This window comes from Streptomyces sparsus (genome assembly GCF_054776295.1).
The window spans coordinates 1-2,812 of the sequence record NZ_BAAHCA010000648.1; the positions used below are offsets into that span (position 1 = coordinate 1).

Here is a 2,812-nt window from a genome sequence, read left to right on the forward strand (position 1 = left end):
GCCGGCCGGGGGGCACCCGGCTTGGGGGCGGAGGCGGCCGGCTTCGGCGCCCCCGGCTTCGCCGCGGACTTCTTGGCGCCACCGGCGCCACCACCCGCGCCGAACGCGTCGGTCAACTTGCGAACAACGGGCGCCTCGATGGTCGAGGACGCCGAACGGACGAATTCACCCAGATCTTGGAGCTTGGCCATGACGACCTTGCTTTCCACTCCAAGCTCTTTGGCGAGCTCGTATACCCGGACCTTAGCCACTTCGCTCCTTTATGGTCCGGGGTCGTGTCCGCCGGACCTTCGCTACTTGTGCATGGGCGTACTCATCGCGTACTCATCGAGTGCTCATCGCAATCTCGACCTACTTCCGACTCGCGAGGTACCTCTCCGGCACGGGGTTCCGTGCGGAGCGTCTTACGGTTGTGCCTGTTCCACGCACCGGCGGACTTCCGCGGTGTCGAGCGGACCTCGGGTTCCCTTGTGCCGGAAGGCCCTCGGGAACGCCCGGCGGCGGACCGCCAGGTCGAGACAGGCTGGATCAGGGTGCACGTAAGCACCCCGGCCGGGCAGCGTACCGCGAAGATCGGGGACACAGCGACCGTCGATCAGCACCACACGCAGTAGCTCGGCCTTGGCCGCATGCTTCCGGCAGCCCACGCAAGTGCGCTCGGGGCAGCCCGGGGTGTGCGTCCGGCCAGACATGTTAAGTCTACCTCCCCGTGCGACCGGCTCCCCCGCCGGGGCACGGGGGCGCGGTCACGGATTCGGCCGCCGGCGGGCGCCGGCCTCGTTCGTGGTGGGTCGTCGTGGGCTGCCGACGTCTCAGGACGGCGCCGAGCCGGGCTCCTCGTCGGGGCGGATGTCGATCCGCCACCCGGTGAGCCGCGCGGCGAGGCGGGCGTTCTGGCCCTCCTTGCCGATCGCCAGCGACAGCTGGTAGTCGGGCACGGTGACCCGTGCCGACCGGGCCGCGAGGTCGACGATCTCGACCTTGTTCACCCGGGCGGGCGAGAGCGCGTTGCCGACCAGCTCCGCCGGGTCGTCCGACCAGTCGACGATGTCGATCTTCTCACCGTGCAGCTCGGCCATCACGTTGCGCACCCGGCCGCCCATCGGGCCGATGCAGGCGCCCTTGGCGTTGAGGCCGGACCGCGTGGAGCGCACCGCGATCTTCGTGCGGTGGCCGGCCTCGCGGGCGACGGCGGCGATCTCGACGGAACCGTCGGCGATCTCCGGCACCTCGAGCGCGAACAGCTTGCGCACCAGGTTGGGGTGGGTGCGCGACAGCGTCACGGACGGGCCGCGCACGCCCTTGGCGACCCGCACCACGTAGCTGCGCAGCCGGGTGCCGTGGCTGTAGTCCTCACCGGGGACCTGCTCCTGCGGCGGCAGGATGGCCTCCAGCCGGCCGATGTCCACCAGCACGCTCTTGGGGTCCCTGCCCTGCTGGACCACACCGGTGACGATGTCGCCCTCACGGCCGGCGTACTCGCCGAGGGTGATCTCCTCCTCGGCGTCCCGCAGGCGCTGCAGGATGACCTGCTTGGCGGTGGTGGCGGCGATCCGGCCGAAACCGGAGGGGGTGTCGTCGAACTCGCGGGGCTCCTGCCCCTCCTCGACGTCACCGTCCGGGCCGGCGTCCTCCTTGGCCCACACCGTGACGTGACCGGTCTCCCGGTCCAGCTCGACCCGGGCCCGACGGCGGCTGCCCTCGGTCCGGTGGTAGGCGATGAGGAGAGCCGATTCGATCGCTTCCACGAGCAGTCCGAAGGAGATCTCCTTCTCCCGGACGAGTCCCCGCAGGGCACTCATGTCGATGTCCACGACTACGCCTCCTCTTCGTTCTTGTTCTTGCGGTTGAACTCGATCTCGACCTTGGCCCTGGCGACCTGGTCGAACTCCAGCCGCCGGGTGGTGGGCTTGCGCCCCTTGAGCCCCGGCACCTCGACGTCGAGTCCGGCGTCGTCCACGGCGGTGATGCGGGCGGTCAGTTCGCCGCCCTCGTGCAACTGGAACCTGACCAGGCGGTCCACGGCGCGGCGGTAGTGCCGCAGCTCGGTGAGCGGCCGGTCGGCACCGGGAGAGGTGACTTCGAGGGTGTAGGGCTGGCCGCCCATCACGTCGCCCTCGTCGAGCGCCGCGGAGACCTCGCGGCTGAGTTCGGCGCAGGTGTCCAGCTGCACGCCCTCGTCGGAGTCGACGACCACCCGCAGTACGCGGCGCTTGCCGGCCGGACTCACTCCGAGTTCTTCGAGATCCAGCCCCCGCTCGGAAGCGAGCGGTTCGACCAGCGCGCGCAGCCTCTCGATCTGGGTGGTGCTCATCCGGGTGACTCCTCGGCCGCGTGTGCTGTTGTTGAGGGACTGGAACGGAGACGTACGTCAACTGGCGGAGGTCTCGGCGTGCCCGGTAAAGCGTAGCGCCTGCCGCGGGTCGCGCCGACCGTGACCGCCGCACGGGTGCCAACTCCGGCACGCCGGGGCTGGCCACCGCAGCGCGCGTACCCTCCGGGTACTCTCACCAAACGGTGATCACCTGTTCTGACACCGTGCTCACCTGCTGATCCTTTATTCCTGATGGAGTGGCCCGTGGCTCTCGATCCGCATCGCCGGACCTTGCTGGCCGCGGGAGCGACCGGAGCCGTCGTGCTGCTCGCCGGTTGCTCCGGCGGGGACCGGGCGCAGCAGCGCGCGCAGGCGGAAGAGGACAAGGCGGTGCGGCGGCTGCGGCACCGGACGGCCCGGGAGAGCGCCGCGCTGCTGAGGCACTACGACGCGACCGCAGCCGCCCACCCCGCGCTGGACGAGCGGTTGGCGCCGCTG

At 70.6% G+C, this 2,812-nt stretch carries 4 protein-coding genes and 1 pseudogene; 1 reads left to right on the plus strand and 4 read right to left on the minus strand.

What is annotated here, in order from left to right:
• From ACYVE9_RS21605 to rimP, 4 genes are all read right to left on the minus strand, one after another.
• Window positions 1-251, minus strand: a 251-nt coding sequence (locus ACYVE9_RS21605; protein WP_461029550.1) for a translation initiation factor IF-2 N-terminal domain-containing protein, incomplete at its 3' end; no start/stop codon positions are given.
• Between the two features lie 153 nt (window positions 252-404).
• Window positions 405-692, minus strand: a complete 288-nt coding sequence (locus ACYVE9_RS21610) for a YlxR family protein (RefSeq protein WP_461029551.1) — start codon at window positions 690-692, stop codon at window positions 405-407.
• 120 nt (window positions 693-812) lie between these two features.
• Window positions 813-1,814, minus strand: coding sequence for a transcription termination factor NusA (gene nusA / locus ACYVE9_RS21615; protein WP_461029552.1), 1,002 nt, complete (start codon window positions 1,812-1,814; stop codon window positions 813-815).
• A 2-nt stretch (window positions 1,815-1,816) separates the two neighbouring features.
• Window positions 1,817-2,314: a ribosome maturation factor RimP gene (gene rimP, locus ACYVE9_RS21620; protein WP_461029553.1), complete on the minus strand. Its 498-nt coding sequence runs from the start codon at window positions 2,312-2,314 to the stop codon at window positions 1,817-1,819.
• Window positions 2,315-2,578: 264 nt separating this feature from the next.
• Between rimP and ACYVE9_RS21625 the strand changes: the two are divergent.
• Window positions 2,579-2,812: pseudogene (locus tag ACYVE9_RS21625) on the plus strand (hypothetical protein); the annotation flags it as partial.

Bases quoted from the DNA above. Each gene is read 5' to 3' on its own strand.
- rimP (WP_461029553.1), bottom strand. From the start codon at position 2,314: ATGAGCACCACCCAGATCGAGAGGCTGCGCGCGCTGGTCGAACCGCTC.
- ACYVE9_RS21610 (WP_461029551.1), bottom strand. From the start codon at position 692: ATGTCTGGCCGGACGCACACCCCGGGCTGCCCCGAGCGCACTTGCGTG.